Annotated in this window: 11 protein-coding genes; 7 read left to right on the forward strand and 4 right to left on the reverse strand. The window is 53.7% G+C overall.

Annotated features, from left to right (window positions below):
- The first annotated feature begins 40 nt into the window (after positions 1 to 40).
- The 4 genes from FW415_RS16590 to FW415_RS16605 all read left to right on the forward strand — a co-directional run bounded on the left by FW415_RS16590 (position 41) and on the right by FW415_RS16605 (position 6,719).
- Positions 41 to 481: a MarR family winged helix-turn-helix transcriptional regulator gene (locus tag FW415_RS16590; RefSeq protein WP_148387265.1), complete on the forward strand. Its 441-nt coding sequence runs from the start codon at positions 41 to 43 to the stop codon at positions 479 to 481.
- The gene (locus FW415_RS16595) at positions 478 to 981 is read left to right on the forward strand and encodes a GNAT family N-acetyltransferase (RefSeq protein WP_148387267.1); all 504 of its coding nucleotides are present in this window, start codon (positions 478 to 480) and stop codon (positions 979 to 981) included. Before FW415_RS16590 ends, FW415_RS16595 begins: the two co-directional genes overlap by 4 nt.
- Before the next feature lie 4 nt (positions 982 to 985).
- Positions 986 to 1,285, forward strand: a complete 300-nt coding sequence (locus FW415_RS16600) for a hypothetical protein (protein ID WP_148387270.1) — start codon at positions 986 to 988, stop codon at positions 1,283 to 1,285.
- A gap of 259 nt (positions 1,286 to 1,544) precedes the next feature.
- Positions 1,545 to 6,719 carry an AAA domain-containing protein gene (locus tag FW415_RS16605; protein WP_148387273.1) on the forward strand — a complete coding sequence of 1,725 codons (5,175 nt, stop codon included), beginning with the start codon at positions 1,545 to 1,547 and terminating at the stop codon, positions 6,717 to 6,719.
- On the opposite strand, the gene FW415_RS16610 is transcribed toward FW415_RS16605, so the two are convergent.
- The 4 genes from FW415_RS16610 to FW415_RS16625 all read right to left on the reverse strand — a co-directional run bounded on the left by FW415_RS16610 (position 6,699) and on the right by FW415_RS16625 (position 11,914).
- Positions 6,699 to 8,066, reverse strand: a complete 1,368-nt coding sequence (locus FW415_RS16610) for an exonuclease domain-containing protein (protein ID WP_148387275.1) — start codon at positions 8,064 to 8,066, stop codon at positions 6,699 to 6,701. The two genes, FW415_RS16605 and FW415_RS16610, sit on opposite strands and share 21 nt — an antisense overlap.
- A 100-nt stretch (positions 8,067 to 8,166) precedes the next feature.
- Positions 8,167 to 10,056: a heme ABC transporter ATP-binding protein gene (locus FW415_RS16615; protein WP_148387277.1), complete on the reverse strand. Its 1,890-nt coding sequence runs from the start codon at positions 10,054 to 10,056 to the stop codon at positions 8,167 to 8,169.
- A complete protein-coding gene (locus FW415_RS16620) occupies positions 10,056 to 11,087 on the reverse strand; it encodes an iron ABC transporter permease (protein WP_148387279.1) in 1,032 nt (343 codons plus the stop codon). The genes FW415_RS16615 and FW415_RS16620 overlap by 1 nt, the downstream gene beginning before the upstream one ends.
- Positions 11,087 to 11,914 (reverse strand): hemin ABC transporter substrate-binding protein, encoded by an 828-nt coding sequence (locus FW415_RS16625; protein ID WP_148387282.1) that lies wholly within the window; start codon positions 11,912 to 11,914, stop codon positions 11,087 to 11,089. The genes FW415_RS16620 and FW415_RS16625 overlap by 1 nt, the downstream gene beginning before the upstream one ends.
- Before the next feature lie 134 nt (positions 11,915 to 12,048).
- On the opposite strand from FW415_RS16625, the gene FW415_RS25030 reads away from it, so the two are divergent.
- The 3 genes from FW415_RS25030 to FW415_RS16635 all read left to right on the forward strand — a co-directional run bounded on the left by FW415_RS25030 (position 12,049) and on the right by FW415_RS16635 (position 13,452).
- The gene (locus FW415_RS25030) at positions 12,049 to 12,198 is read left to right on the forward strand and encodes a hypothetical protein (RefSeq protein WP_168208600.1); all 150 of its coding nucleotides are present in this window, start codon (positions 12,049 to 12,051) and stop codon (positions 12,196 to 12,198) included.
- Between the two features lie 22 nt (positions 12,199 to 12,220).
- Positions 12,221 to 13,021: a mechanosensitive ion channel family protein gene (locus tag FW415_RS16630; protein WP_246858777.1), complete on the forward strand. Its 801-nt coding sequence runs from the start codon at positions 12,221 to 12,223 to the stop codon at positions 13,019 to 13,021.
- Positions 13,022 to 13,191: 170 nt separating this feature from the next.
- Positions 13,192 to 13,452, forward strand: a complete 261-nt coding sequence (locus FW415_RS16635) for a hypothetical protein (protein WP_148387286.1) — start codon at positions 13,192 to 13,194, stop codon at positions 13,450 to 13,452.
- Positions 13,453 to 13,491: the final 39 nt, after the last annotated feature.

A 13,491-nucleotide genomic window follows, 5' to 3' on the forward strand; every position in this document is an offset into this window, starting at 1 on the left:
AATAGTTGACAACGTCAACTATTATGGATATCTTTGATCTATGAAACAGGCATTCATAAACGAGATCAGAGCTTTCAACCGGTTTTATACCAATATTATTGGCCTGCTTGACAGACATATCCTGGATAGCAGCTATTCCCTGCCTGAGGTAAGGGTTCTGTATGAGCTATATCACAGTCCCATGCTAACCGCCTCGGACATCATTGCTTTGCTGGATATCGACAAAGGATACCTGAGCCGCATCCTGAAGCACTTCGAAAAGAACAAACTCATCACCAAAGCTGGCTCTCCCACCGATAAACGTGCGGCTATGTTGCAATTGACCAATAAAGGAAAAGCAGTGTTTGAAACCCTGAATGAAGCCTCTGATAAACAGGTGGGGACGACTTTCAAAGATCTTACAGAAAAAGAATGTCAGGAGCTCGTACAAAAAATGAAGGAGATACAATTGCTCATCAACAGGAAAAATCTGAAAAAATGAAACAAACGATTGATCTGGATAGTATTCAGATAAGAACAGCGCTGAAGCCCGGGGATCTCGGATATATCATTTACAGGCATGGCAAGCTGTATAGTACGGAGTATGACTACGGTATATCTTTTGAAACCTATGTGGGGGCCGGCCTGCATGAGTTCTATCAAAACTATGATGATCAGCTGGACCGGGTGTGGATATGCGAACACAACAATAATATCATCGGTTTTGTGTTGCTGATGCACCGGGGCAATGACACCGCGCAACTTCGTTATTTCTACCTCGAGCCGGAATACAGAGGTATTGGTTTGGGGAAAAAGCTCATGCAGCTTTACATGGATTTCCTCAAAGAAAAAGGATACCGGCACGCTTACCTGTGGACCACGCACGAATTACATGCTGCGTCTTCCCTTTATCAGCGGCACGGATTCAGATTAACGGAAGAAAAAAAGTCCACCGCATTCGGCAAACCATTGCGGGAACAGCGGTATGATCTTTCAATATAACACTATGATAGAAAGGCATTGGAAAGGCATTGCAAAAAAGGAACGGGCCAGGGACTACATTGATCATCTTGAAAAAGACACCTTTAAACAGCTGGTATTGATAGATGGTTTTGTTTCTGCTAAAATTTTGACCAGAAATGTGTATGAGGGAATGGAGTTTTTAATCGTAACGGAGTGGCAAAGTATTCAGGACATTAAACAGTTTACCGGGCCGGACATAGAAATTGCTATAGTTCCGGATGAGGTCCGCTCCATGATGCTAACTTATGATAAAAAAGTAACACACTACACGGTTTGTCTGTAAACCACTGTAAAACAAGGTATGCCATAGCCATGAAATAATAATTTTTGCTCCCGGCAATTTAAAGCAAAAAGTAATTCGTCCCCGACTGAAATTTTTCCCTGTTATCCAGCGTTTATAAAAACTGTTTCCTCCCGGTAAAAAGCACAAAAACCTGGTAACCAGCATCCTTCGAAAAACCCCTGGCAAATCCCGGGAAATGGTAACTTTGGAGAGTTTGCCTGCTCATCCCGGTGATAACTGTCCAGCATAAACGAATACTTTGAGAACAACAGATCTTTCGCAGTTCCTGCAGACTGCTTTTCAGCACGGAGCCTATACAACAGACGATATTATCGCTACCGTATTGCCCTTGTTCAACACGGTGCAGTCCATTCACGATGCCGGTATGGTCGCGCCGTTTGACCATGACGATATTATTCAGGCTCAAGGCCGTACGCTCACCATCGATACCGCTATTGCGCATCCCGGGCAGGAGGCGCAGGACAAACTGGATGCCCTCACCGGCAGCCAGCATCCGCATTTCCGGGTGGTGGACAAAGTAAAGGTACTGGCGGACGACAACGGTTCCTTCAGCCTGCTGGTGCATAAAGACCTGCAGCAACCCCTGCGGCATGCGGCGTACATTCCGGGATATAGAAGTTATGAAATGCTGCTCGGCCATCATGATGAGCAGACGGATATTTTCTGCCTCGGTCTCGTGCTGGCCAGCGTGGCGTTCGGCCTCGATCTGCGGACACCGGAGGGACTGGATGCATTTGTCGCGCAACGCGCCCATCCCCTGCGTTTTGCCCGTATCCATCCTGCCGTAGGTACGCTCATCACGGAAATGACGGCATTACATCGCGCGGAACGCACGCAGGACTTGCAGGAGGCCATACGGCGACTGGAACATTACCGTGATTTCGATCCGGAGAAACAGATCGATCTGGCACAGGTGGCCGGCTGGGTCCATCATGAGCGCAAAGAGCGGCAGGCCTTCATCCTCAACAAGCTCCGCAACCGCCTGTTCGATGTCAGCCGCAGGAACCGCCTGCTTTACTACAAACCCAATGCTCGCTTCGTGAACCTTACGCTGGGGAGTGTGCCCATGGTGCTGCATCACCAGAGCATCCGCCCGGACCTGCTTTTTACCTGGAATGAAGGGATCGCGGGGCATGTCATTGGCATGAAAGACCTGGTGCTGAACAAATATCTCCGCTTCGAAGATCATATCTACCTGCCTTCCGTATTGAACAAAGTGCGGCTGGAAGCGCAGCGTGACGTGCAGGAATACGGGTTCAGCCAGCTAAAGCTCGTAGTGGCCTTCCTGCGCTGGCACAACCTCAGCGAAGAGGGAGAAAAAGAAGAAAGCATCTTCAGCCCCCTCCTGCTCATTCCGGTATCATTGAAAAAGAGAAAACAGGTTGGCGGCGATCAGTATGTACTGAGCATTACGGACAACAATGCCGAGGTCAATCCCGTGCTGGCCAACCAGCTGCGCGAGTTGTACGGCATCACGCTGCCGGATATGGTTGACCTCGAAGAGATGAGCGTGACGCAATTCTACCAGCTGTTGCAGTTGCAGATCGAAGGGGCCAACCGCGGCATTGTGCTGCAGTACACGGACAAGCCGGGCATCCGGCTGATATACAAGGAAGCGCGGGATACCGTGAATCAATATCATCAGAAACTGCAAAAAGCGCCGTTGCCGGCGCCGGAAGACCAGGAGCTGTTCCAGATCGCCGCGGAAACGGAGAACCCCTACCGCTGGGATTTCGACACCTGTCACATTGTGCTGGGCAATTTCAACTACAAGAAGATGAGCCTGGTGCGCGATTACAATGCCGTGATCGATCAGCCGCAACAGCATGCCGTATTTGAGCAGCTCTTCAGCGCACAGCCAAAGCCGGTGGAAGAAACCGCAACGCCATCCCCGGCGCTGCCGGAAGAATGGTTCCATGTGATACAGGCAGATCCCACACAGGCCAGGGCCATTCTGCAAGCCAGAAAAGGGGAAAGCTACATCATCCAGGGCCCTCCCGGCACCGGGAAAAGCCAGACCATCACCAATCTCATTGCGGATTTCGTGGCCCGAGGCAAACAGGTGCTGTTCATCTGTGAGAAAAGGGCTGCGCTGGATGTGGTATATCACCGCCTGAAACAACAGGGACTGGATGAGCTGTGCTGCTATATTCACGACAGCCAGGCGGATAAACGCGCCTTTATTAAAGACCTGAAGCTGACTTACGAAGCGTTCCTGCAAAAGGGGCCGGACCTTCACAGTATCAGCGTGAAGCGGAACGCGCTGCTGCATACCCTTCAGCAACAACTTCAATTGCTGCAGGAATTTCACGATACGCATGCGCAGGAACAGGAACATGCCGGTATTGCCGTGCGTGCCCTTATGGAGCGATTGCTGGCCCTGAAGCCGCTGCTGCGCCCGCTGGACCCTGTGGAGGAAGAAAAAGTACCGCATTACCGGCAATGGATCGCGCACGGGCATGTTGTGGAACTGCTGGGCGAAGCGCTGGAAGAAAGCGGCGCGGACCCGGTATTCGCCGCACACCCGCTTAGCAGGGTGCATGAACAGGTGTTTGCGGCGGAACATCCGCATACGTTGCTGGACAAACTCGTCAGCGGCTGTCAATCATTATTATCGGTTGTGGAAGAAGTGATCAAGGCGAACGATCTGGAAGTGCAAACCCTGGATACGCTGAAACAGCTGGCCGTGCAGGCCACGCTCCTGCTGCCATTGGCGGAAAGCAACAACCTGCAGCTGGTTGATCCTGAACACCCGGAAGCACAAGCCTTCGAGCGGGAAGTGAAACTTTGCCGGTCCATGCAGCGGATGCTTGACGAAGCCATGCAGCAGAACATACATTGGACACAAAAAACCGGTGAGCAGGATACCTTGCAGGCCATAGCCATTGCCGCAAAACACGAGAACAGTTTCTGGCGGTTCCTTTCCGGCGACTGGCGCAGGCTGCAAAAACAATTGACAACGCGGTACGACTGGTCGCAACACACGGTAAAACCGCCGCTGAGCAGCATACTGGCGTTGCTGAAAGCGGAACATGATGCCGCCGGACAACTGGCCGGAAAACGCCGCAGCATACAACTTGAACGCGGGATCGACAATATCGATCTCACCTGGCTGTCCATCGAAAGGCTACGCACACGCCTGGCTGATCCCTCCCTGCAATACCTGTTGCAGCATCCGCAGGCAAAGCAGGCGGTGGTGGCGCTTGCCAGGTTGCAGGACACCCTGTACCGGCTGGAGCAGCAGCTGCAGCAGACCTTTCAGGACCCGCCCCTACAACACCTCCTCTCCTTGCGGGACGAACTGGAAAGCATCCGCCTGAACGCGCCGGCACTGGAAGACCTGCTGCCCGCGCTGGGCAATTACACCGGCATGCCGGATGCGCTGAAACAGGCGCTCCGCAGCCTTCCCTGGACGCCGGGAGAACTGGAAGCCGGCATGGCGCACCACACCCTCAAACAACTCTACCAGTTCAACAAACCATTCGCCAACACCGGCAGCCAGGTGATCGGGCAGGCCGTGGAAAAAGTAAAACATTGTTACGGTCAGTTGCTGGACCTGAATGCCGCATTCATCCGTGCGGATATCCGCCGCCGTTTCCTGCAGCATGTGCAACCCGGCCATGCAGCAGATGAAGAAGCCCGCCTGTATGCGGAAGGCAGGAAAATACTGGAAAACGAATTTGCCAAAAGCATGCGGCACAAAAGCATCCGGGAACTGACTTCCCGCAGCAGCGGCCTGGTACTGAAAGACCTGAAGCCCGTGTGGCTGATGAGCCCGCTGAGCGTGAGCGACAGCCTGCCGCTGGACCAGCCGTTCTTTGATGCCGTGATCTTTGACGAAGCCAGCCAGATCACCCTGGAAGAAGGCGTGCCATCCCTCTACCGCGCACCGCAAACGATCATTGTGGGAGACGACCGGCAGATGCCGCCAACCGATTTCTTCACCGCCAAAGCCGGTGACCCGGATGACCTGGAAAGGGATGAGGAAGAGGACGAGCTGCTGAGCGCCGATGCGGACAGCCTCCTTACACAAGGCGCCCGCAAAATGAGCAGTGTTATGCTGGGATGGCATTACCGCAGCCATTCGGAAACCCTCATCAGCTACAGCAACCACGCTTTCTACGGCGCCAGCCTGCTCACGATACCGGACAGAAGCATCCACAGCAGCGAAAAACCGCCGATCAGCATTACTGCGCCTTCCGATGCCCTGTTCACCCATAAAGCATTGTTCGACCGCAGCATCAGCTTTCATCATCTGCCCGGCGGCACTTACGCCAAAAGAGGGAACAGCGCCGAAGCCGCTTATATCGCCCATCTTGTGCGGGAGCTGTTGCTGAAACAAACGGCGGAAAGCATTGGTATTGTGGCCTTCAGCCAGGAGCAGCAGCATGCCATCACTACCGCGTTGGAAACAGTGGCTGCGGGCGACCGGAAATTTGAGGCGCTGCTGGACGAGGCCATGGAACGTACTGAAAACGGCCAGTTCACCGGGCTTTTCGTCAAGAACCTCGAAAACGTCCAGGGCGATGAACGGGATATCATCATCATGAGCGTATGTTATGCACCCGACCCCCGGGGCAAAATGGCCATGCACTTCGGCCCCATCAACAAAAAAGGCGGCGAAAAAAGGCTGAACGTGATCTTCAGCAGAGCCAAAAAACACATGGCCGTAGTGAGCAGCATCCGGCATCAGCAGATCACGAACGTATATAATGCGGGAGCTGGTTATCTGCGGCGTTTCCTTCACTACGCCGAAGCGGTCAGCACCGGCAATATGGAGCAGGCGCGCCACATCCTGGAGGGACTGGCTACGGAAAAACCTTCCGGTTATGGCGCTGTTGACACGGTTATCCTTCGGGAGATCCGGGAACAGCTGGAAGCGCGGGGCTTTACAGTGTCTGAACAGGTAGGCCAGTCCGGTTTCCGTTGTTCGCTGGCTGTAAAAGCGAAACCGGATGACGGGATATTTGCCCTGAGCATTTTGGTGGATGACGACAATTACTACCGCCACAGCAATGTGCTGGAGCAATACTACCAGCGCCCCGCCATGCTCGAAAGTTTCGGCTGGAAGACCATGACGGTTTATGCGAAAGACTGGCTGCAGCAGCCGCAGCGCGTTATGGAGGATATCCTGCGGCGGTTGGGACAGGCGCCGGAAACCGTACCGTTAACAGAGATCGTTGCGGCCCCCGCAGGCACTACCCGGATGACGCTTGGAGAGAAATTCTGGGAAGTGGTGGTCAATGGCCCAAAGCTGTTCATCCGGCAGGGGAAGAACGGCACGAAGGGGCAGATACAGGTGAAAAGCTGCATCGATGAGGCGGATGCGGAGAAGGAAAAGGATAAACTGGTGAAGGAAAAGAGAGATGCGGGATGGAATATCCCCGCTCCGCTACAGGCTGATCAGCCTTGATGAATTTGTGCCGGCATACTGGCGGAGCAGGTTGAGGATGAACTCATTTTCCGGGTATTGCGTCAGCCAGTCTTTGAGCGTTTCCGCTTCGGATACCGGCACATCGCGCGGTACATATCCCATGCCATAGAACCGCCCTTTCTCCATCAGGATACAGCTTTGTTCGGTGGCTTCCCGCCCGCTGTCCACGATCATGAATGAGGGTTGCTCCGCTAACAGATGCGCCACGGCCTTTTGTACGCGGAGATTGTATTTTTTCGGCGTTTCCTTTTTCTCGCAGGCGCCTTTGCATGTTTTTTCTTCAACGCCGGTGCAGGTATCCTGGCTGGTTTGCAAAAAACACAGCTTGGGGCATAACTTGAAATCCCGCACCAGTGTACGCAGCCGCTGATGCCCTTCCGTCAGCATATTGAAGGCAAACACCGGAGTGGTGTATTTGCGGCGTTTTTCAATGGCCAGCCGCATATATCCCTGCTGGTCCTCAAACACATAAAAACCGTATCTGGATTCGATCCGTTTCTGCGCATTGTTGTAGATCGGCCATAACCGCCGTATCTCGATGGATTCGAGGATGAACGCCATCAGTTCCGTACCGGTTTTCTCGAAGGAGATGCTGTGTATGTTCCGCACGAATTCCTGCCGCTGGCGGTTGGCGTTGTTGCCGGTAAAGTGGCTGGTCACCCGTTTTCTGATATTCTTAGCCTTGCCAACGTACACCACTTTCCCTTTCTGATCATGAAAATAGTACACCCCCGGGGTGGATGGCAGATCGGCCACCTGTTCCTGCGGGAGATGCAGCGGTAGCCATCTTTCCTTTGACCGTGTTGTTAGTGCAGCCGCAATGGTCCCGTTGTTGTCGGCCGACAACAGTCTTTCAAACAGCTGTACGGTAGCCAGTGCATCACCGGCGGCGCGGTGACGGTTCACCAGGTTGATGTGCAGGGAACGGCAGATATTGCCAAGGCTGTAGGACGGGAATCCCGGGAAGATCTTGCGGCTGAGGCGCACGGTGCAGAGCTTCTTGCTTTGCAGGCGGTAACCGCAGGCATCCAGCTGATGACGCAGGAAAGAATAATCGAAATTGACGTTATGCGCGATGAAAATATTGTCTTTCAGCAGGTTGAACACTTCTTCCGCAACATCTTCAAAGGGAGGAGCTTGCTCCACCATGTCGTCCGTTATGCCCGTCAGCGCCTGGATGTAACGCGGGATGGGTTGATGGGGATTCACCAGCGTTTCGAATTGCTGTACGATCTGGTGGCCATCATGAATATAGATGGCGATTTCGGTAATGCTGCCGGCGCTGGCATACCCCCCTGTTGTTTCAATATCTACGATCGCGTACATACCTGCAAATATACGGCTTGGTACGCAACAGATATGCGTGAAGCTCCGGGGAAGCAGCGTAGCGGCTCAGATCAGGCCAACCGCTTCCCCGGAGAGATCATTATGCCTGCAGTACCTCCGGATAGGCCCGGAATTTCGCCACAAGGTCACGCCAGGCCTGCAGCTCGGGATTTCCGGGCTTGCGTTTGCCGAAGAACTGTACGATCATTTCGCCGCCGGCATCGAACACTTCAATGGAGGTAACGGTACCATCCACGGAGGGTTTTTCCACCACCCAGCACCGGGCCACATCGTCCAGCCGCAGATGCAGGTTGAAATCCGGGTCCATCACATTGATCCATCCCGGAATTTCAAGGATCTTTTTAACGGGACCGGTATGTATTTCAATATTGCCGTGATTGCCTACGAAAACCATGATCTCCAGTCCGCTTTCGGCAGCATCTTCCAGCATTGCTTTGATCACGCCATTATCTACCCGGCGGGTAAACCTGCCTTCCCCTATCTCCAGCGCCTGCTGGCGGCCGGCTTTATATTTCGCCAGCATGGGGAAGAAATCATGCGTATCCTTCAGCGCAGCCCAGTCTTCCAGGAAGGCCGCTTTGTCGATTTCCGCGGCATCAGGCCGTGGTGCCGGGGCCGGGGTAATGGCGATGGAGGTTGACTGTTCCGCCGCGGTAAAATCCTTTACCAGCTGTTCCCATGCGGCCATATCCGTTTCCGGCTGGGCGAATATCTTGATCACGGCTTCGCCCTGGGCATCAAACACCTGTACCGACCGTTTGAAACCTGCGGTTTCATCATCCGTCAGTGCAAAACCATATGCCCAATGGCTAAGGAACATGCGCAGGTCAATATCTTTTCCCAGCACAAGGCCAACGTGTTTGTTCTCTACATTGACTTCCTCAAAAATACCCTTCCGCTCGATCACACAACTTTCATTGCGGGTCAGCACCATGACGCGGCCCAGCCGGGGCATGCGCGGCAGTATATTCCGGAAATCATTTTGCAATGCCGTTACGCAGTCGCCGGTGAAAGCGGCTACCAGCTGGCCCTCTGTGGCATTCAATTTACGGGCAGCATCGCGGATACGGTTTTTGGGGTTTTGTTCCCGGAACTGTATCCATTGTTCTTTCAGGGAGTTATTGGTCGTTGTTTCCATAATATGATGATTGTATGAATGGCTGTTTTGATCCGGCATACCGGCCACTATCAGGGGATAAGGATATTGCGGATGTGACAGTACCTGCACCGGCACACCGAAGCAATGCTGTATGACCGGTTCTGTCAACACCGTTTCCGGCCTGCCCTGTTTGTACACCGTTCCCCGGTGCAGCAGCACGATGTTTTGCGCATATGCCGCCGCCAGCTGGAAGTCGTGCAGCACGGCTACCACCAGCACGCCTTTTTGGGCCAGCCGGGCGGCCAGTTGCAGGGACAGCTGCTGATGACGTATATCCATGCCCGTAACCGGCTCATCCAGCAGCAGCATTTTCCTTCCCTTGTAATCCGCCCCTTCCAGGTCCGGCACTTCCAGCAATTGCGCCAGTACGCGCGCCATCTGCACCCGCTGTTGCTGACCGCCGGACAGGGTGAGATAATTCCTGTCCTTCAGGTCTGCTACCTGCAACAATTCCAGCGCGTACAGCATAATGGCTTTATCCAGCGCGGCATTCTCCTGCCCATATACGAACCGGCCCATCATCACCACCTGCATAACGGTAAAGGGAAGCTGCAGGCTGATCTGCTGGCTTAATACCGCTCTGCCCGTGGCCTGATCTTTAATGGACCGCTGCCGCAGCTCCTGCCCGTGCAGGCGGATATTGCCCTCGTAATGCGGGTACTCTCCCGCGATGGCTTTGAGCAGGGTGCTTTTTCCGGCGCCATTGGCGCCCATCAGCACGCAGAGCTCACCGTCATTCGCCCGGAACTGAACATTATCCAGTATCGGCCTTCCGCCCAGGCGTAGTGATATGTGATCGATCTCCAGCATTATGCCAAGGATAATTTCTTTTGTTTGATGATCAGCCAGATGAATACCGGTGTGCCTACCAGTGCCGTAACGATACCTACCGGCACTTCCGCCGGTGCGGCTACGGTACGGCTGATCAGGTCCGCCAGCGTCAGCAGGATGGCGCCTGTCAACGCCGAGCAGGGCACTACGATCCGGTGGTCCGGCCCGGCGATCTGCCGGATGATATGCGGCACCACCAATCCCACGAAGCCGATGATCCCGGCTACGGCAACACCTGCCGCAACGGCCATGGTGGCATAAATGATCAGCTGTGTTTTCAGCGCCGCCGTTTTCACGCCGCTGTGCATCGCTTCTCGCTCTCCCAGTGCAAAAACGTTCAGGGCCTGCGCGGTGCGCGGCAACAGCAGCACCGGTATCAATATAAAAGGCAATACCCCGGAAACGGTCTGCCAGCTGGCGCCGCCAAGACTGCCCAGCGTCCAGAACGTAATGCTGCGCAGCTGTTCTTCATTGGCGTTATAGGTGAGAAACCCCGTCATGGCGTTGCACAGCGCGTTGATGGCCACACCGGCCAGCAGCATGGTGGTCATCACCGCCTGACCGGCCGTTCGGGATATCCTGAATACGATCAATGCGGTTACAAAAGCACCGGCGAAGGTGGCGAGGTTCATGAGGTACATGTTTCGCAATAATGGCACGGATGCCTGCAACAGGATCATCAGCACGGCGGTAAAAGAAGCGCCCGCGCTGACGCCTATCAGCGTCGGGTCAGCCAGCGGGTTGCGGAACAATCCCTGTAAGGCCGCTCCCGCCACGGCAAGCCCCGCCCCTATCAGCACGGCCAGGATCACACGCGGCAAACGGATCATCCACAGAATGGCCGGCATGTTATCATCATAAGCTACCGGTATGCGCAGCCCCAGTTTTTCGAGCAGGATGGCGACCACCTGCAGCGGTTTGATGGACAAGGCGCCGGTGCCCGTAGCCATAACGATGACCAGTAGCAATGATATGCTCATGAGGACGATCAGTCCTGTTCTTTTCTCCATCAACCGTTGATCTTTACCGCCAGTTCCTTCACGGCGCCGATCACCCGCGGCCCGAAACCGGTGAGATACTGCCCGTCCATCACGATCACTTTCCTGTTTTTCCCGGCATTGGTCTGCGCCACGCCCTGCACTTTCAGCAGCCCGTCCACACCGCCCATGCTTTCCAGGCCGGTGTCGAACATGAGGATCACGTCAGGGTTTGCCCCGATCAATGCCTCGGCGCTCAGCGGTTTATATTCTGAAAAACCGGTGATGGCATTCTCCGCTCCGGCCATATTGATCATTTCCTTAACAGCAGTACCATCGCCGGCCACCATCATATTACCGGCGCCGCGGGCATAGATGAACAGCACTTTCTTTTTGGCGGGTGTTACTTTGAGCGCCAGCTGTTCCTGATCGATCTTTTTGATCAGCTCCGCTCCTTTTTCGGGTACCCCCAATGCCGCGGCGATCTGCGAAATGAGCGACCTGGTGCCGCTGACGGAGTACTCCTGCTTCAGCAGCAGGGTTTTTACGCCTACACTTTTGATCTGGTCCAGCACGGCCTGCGAAATATAATTGGAGGTGGAGATCACGATACCGGGTTTTAACGCCAGCACTGGCTCCGCGGAAATATTGCGGTTATGCCCTACTTTGGGCAATGCTTTTACGGAAGCGGGATAAGTACTGGTTACATCCACGCCCGCCAGGGCCTTTTCAAAACCAAGGGCACACACGATCTCTGTAACCGTACCGTTCAGGGAAACGATGCGCGGCGGCGCCTGGGCAAATCCCTGTGAGGCGATCAGTACACCGGCCAGCAACGCTAATCTTAATTTGTTGAGCATAGTATGGTATTTTAAAAACATGAAAATTCCGTTAACGCTTTTTTGCAAAGCATTTCCTGTAGCGGGTCTCCCGGCAAATGACAGTTGGAATTGATAGAACAAAACTAAGTCACGGAAATGTAAAAGATGGAACGATGACGGAATTTCTTGTTACCATTTACGCAAAAAATCATGACCCGCAGCGGAAGCTGCGCAGTTTCATGCCAGGTAACGATATTGTGCTTTATCTGCGCAGTACGCGACCATTGCAGGGATGGCGTACCGGCGGAACAGTATTTGCTTGATCTCTGTATGGGCAATCAATACATGGAATGGACAAACCTCATCTGGGCGAAGCTGGACCGATGGCTGCAGGCGGCGATCAAGATGCTGCCCAACCTGGCCGTGGCGGTGATCGTATTCGTGTGTTTCTACCTGCTGGCCAGGTTTGCCCGGCGAACGATGTACAGGTTATCCTGCCGGTTATCCCATCAGCCTGCCATCAGCAATTTGCTGTCATCATTGGCCTATGCCGTCATTTTCGCGATCGGACTGTTCACGGCGCTGGAGGTGCTGAAGCTGGACAAAGCGGTGTCGTCCCTGCTGGCCGGTGCGGGGATCTTGGGGCTGGCGCTGGGTTTTGCGTTCCAGGACCTTACGGCCAACTTTATCTCGGGTATCTATATCACGTTCAACAAACCATTCAATGTGGGGGATGTCATCGAAACCAATGGCTTCACCGGCAATGTGGAAAAGATACAGTTCCGTTCCACCATCATGCGCACACATGACGGATTGCACATCATCATTCCGAATAAAGACATTTTTCAGAAGTCCATTATCAACCATTCCCTCTCTACGGAGCGAAAGGTACAGCTCACCCTGCTCATTCCTTTCAATAAGGAACCGGCGCTGGCCCTGAAAGAGCTGACGGCAACGCTTGCCGAAAGCATCCGGGATCTCAGCCAGGAACCGGACATCTACTTCGAGAATATCGAAGGCACGAACCTGCGGGTGACCATCACTCTCTGGATCAGTAACGGCAGTATTGACGCCTACAACAAAGCCCGGCACGAAATGATCAGCCAGGTGCTCGAAACCCTGCGGGAAAGGCAGATACTGCCCTGACCTTCTGCCCGATGAGTAGCTGAATACACAGTCTGCACGTTTTCTGTTCAGAAATTTCCCCTACAGCAGTACAACAACAATTGATTTTAAATGGTGCAGTATTTGTTTTCCAGTCTGATGATGATCAAACCGTGCAACCACATTACATAACAATAAAAAAGCCATTAATTATGAAAAAGCCTATCACACCAATTGCTATCATCGCAGTATTCATTGCGTTCATTGTCACACAAAGCAGTGTCAGCTATTCAGGCATTCCCGCGCCTTCGGCCAGTGAAACGGCCGCGGTAAGGGATACGGTGCCGGAGCAGGAGAAGCCGGACAAAAAGAAGAAAAAAGACCGTAAGGATAAGGATACTTCAAACTGGCCGCAGCGGGATACTACGCCCACACCGATGCCTGACACTTTTCCATCAGCATACAGACCGTAATAAAGAATGGGTCGTATTACAAGAAGGCTCCGTCGTTCG

The sequence above is a fragment of the Chitinophaga sp. XS-30 genome (genome assembly GCF_008086345.1).
Classification (GTDB): domain Bacteria; phylum Bacteroidota; class Bacteroidia; order Chitinophagales; family Chitinophagaceae; genus Chitinophaga.

What these genes read in the sequence shown, in the direction of transcription:
- FW415_RS16590 (WP_148387265.1), top strand. Translation starts at nt 41, where the DNA reads ATGAAACAGGCATTCATAAACGAGATCAGAGCTTTCAACCGGTTTTAT.
- FW415_RS16610 (WP_148387275.1), bottom strand. Translation starts at nt 8,066, where the DNA reads ATGTACGCGATCGTAGATATTGAAACAACAGGGGGGTATGCCAGCGCC.
- FW415_RS16635 (WP_148387286.1), top strand. Translation starts at nt 13,192, where the DNA reads ATGAAAAAGCCTATCACACCAATTGCTATCATCGCAGTATTCATTGCG.
- FW415_RS16600 (WP_148387270.1), top strand. Translation starts at nt 986, where the DNA reads ATGATAGAAAGGCATTGGAAAGGCATTGCAAAAAAGGAACGGGCCAGG.
- FW415_RS25030 (WP_168208600.1), top strand. Translation starts at nt 12,049, where the DNA reads ATGACGGAATTTCTTGTTACCATTTACGCAAAAAATCATGACCCGCAG.
- FW415_RS16615 (WP_148387277.1), bottom strand. Translation starts at nt 10,056, where the DNA reads ATGCTGGAGATCGATCACATATCACTACGCCTGGGCGGAAGGCCGATA.
- FW415_RS16595 (WP_148387267.1), top strand. Translation starts at nt 478, where the DNA reads ATGAAACAAACGATTGATCTGGATAGTATTCAGATAAGAACAGCGCTG.
- FW415_RS16625 (WP_148387282.1), bottom strand. Translation starts at nt 11,914, where the DNA reads ATGCTCAACAAATTAAGATTAGCGTTGCTGGCCGGTGTACTGATCGCC.
- FW415_RS16620 (WP_148387279.1), bottom strand. Translation starts at nt 11,087, where the DNA reads ATGGAGAAAAGAACAGGACTGATCGTCCTCATGAGCATATCATTGCTA.
- FW415_RS16630 (WP_246858777.1), top strand. Translation starts at nt 12,221, where the DNA reads ATGGAATGGACAAACCTCATCTGGGCGAAGCTGGACCGATGGCTGCAG.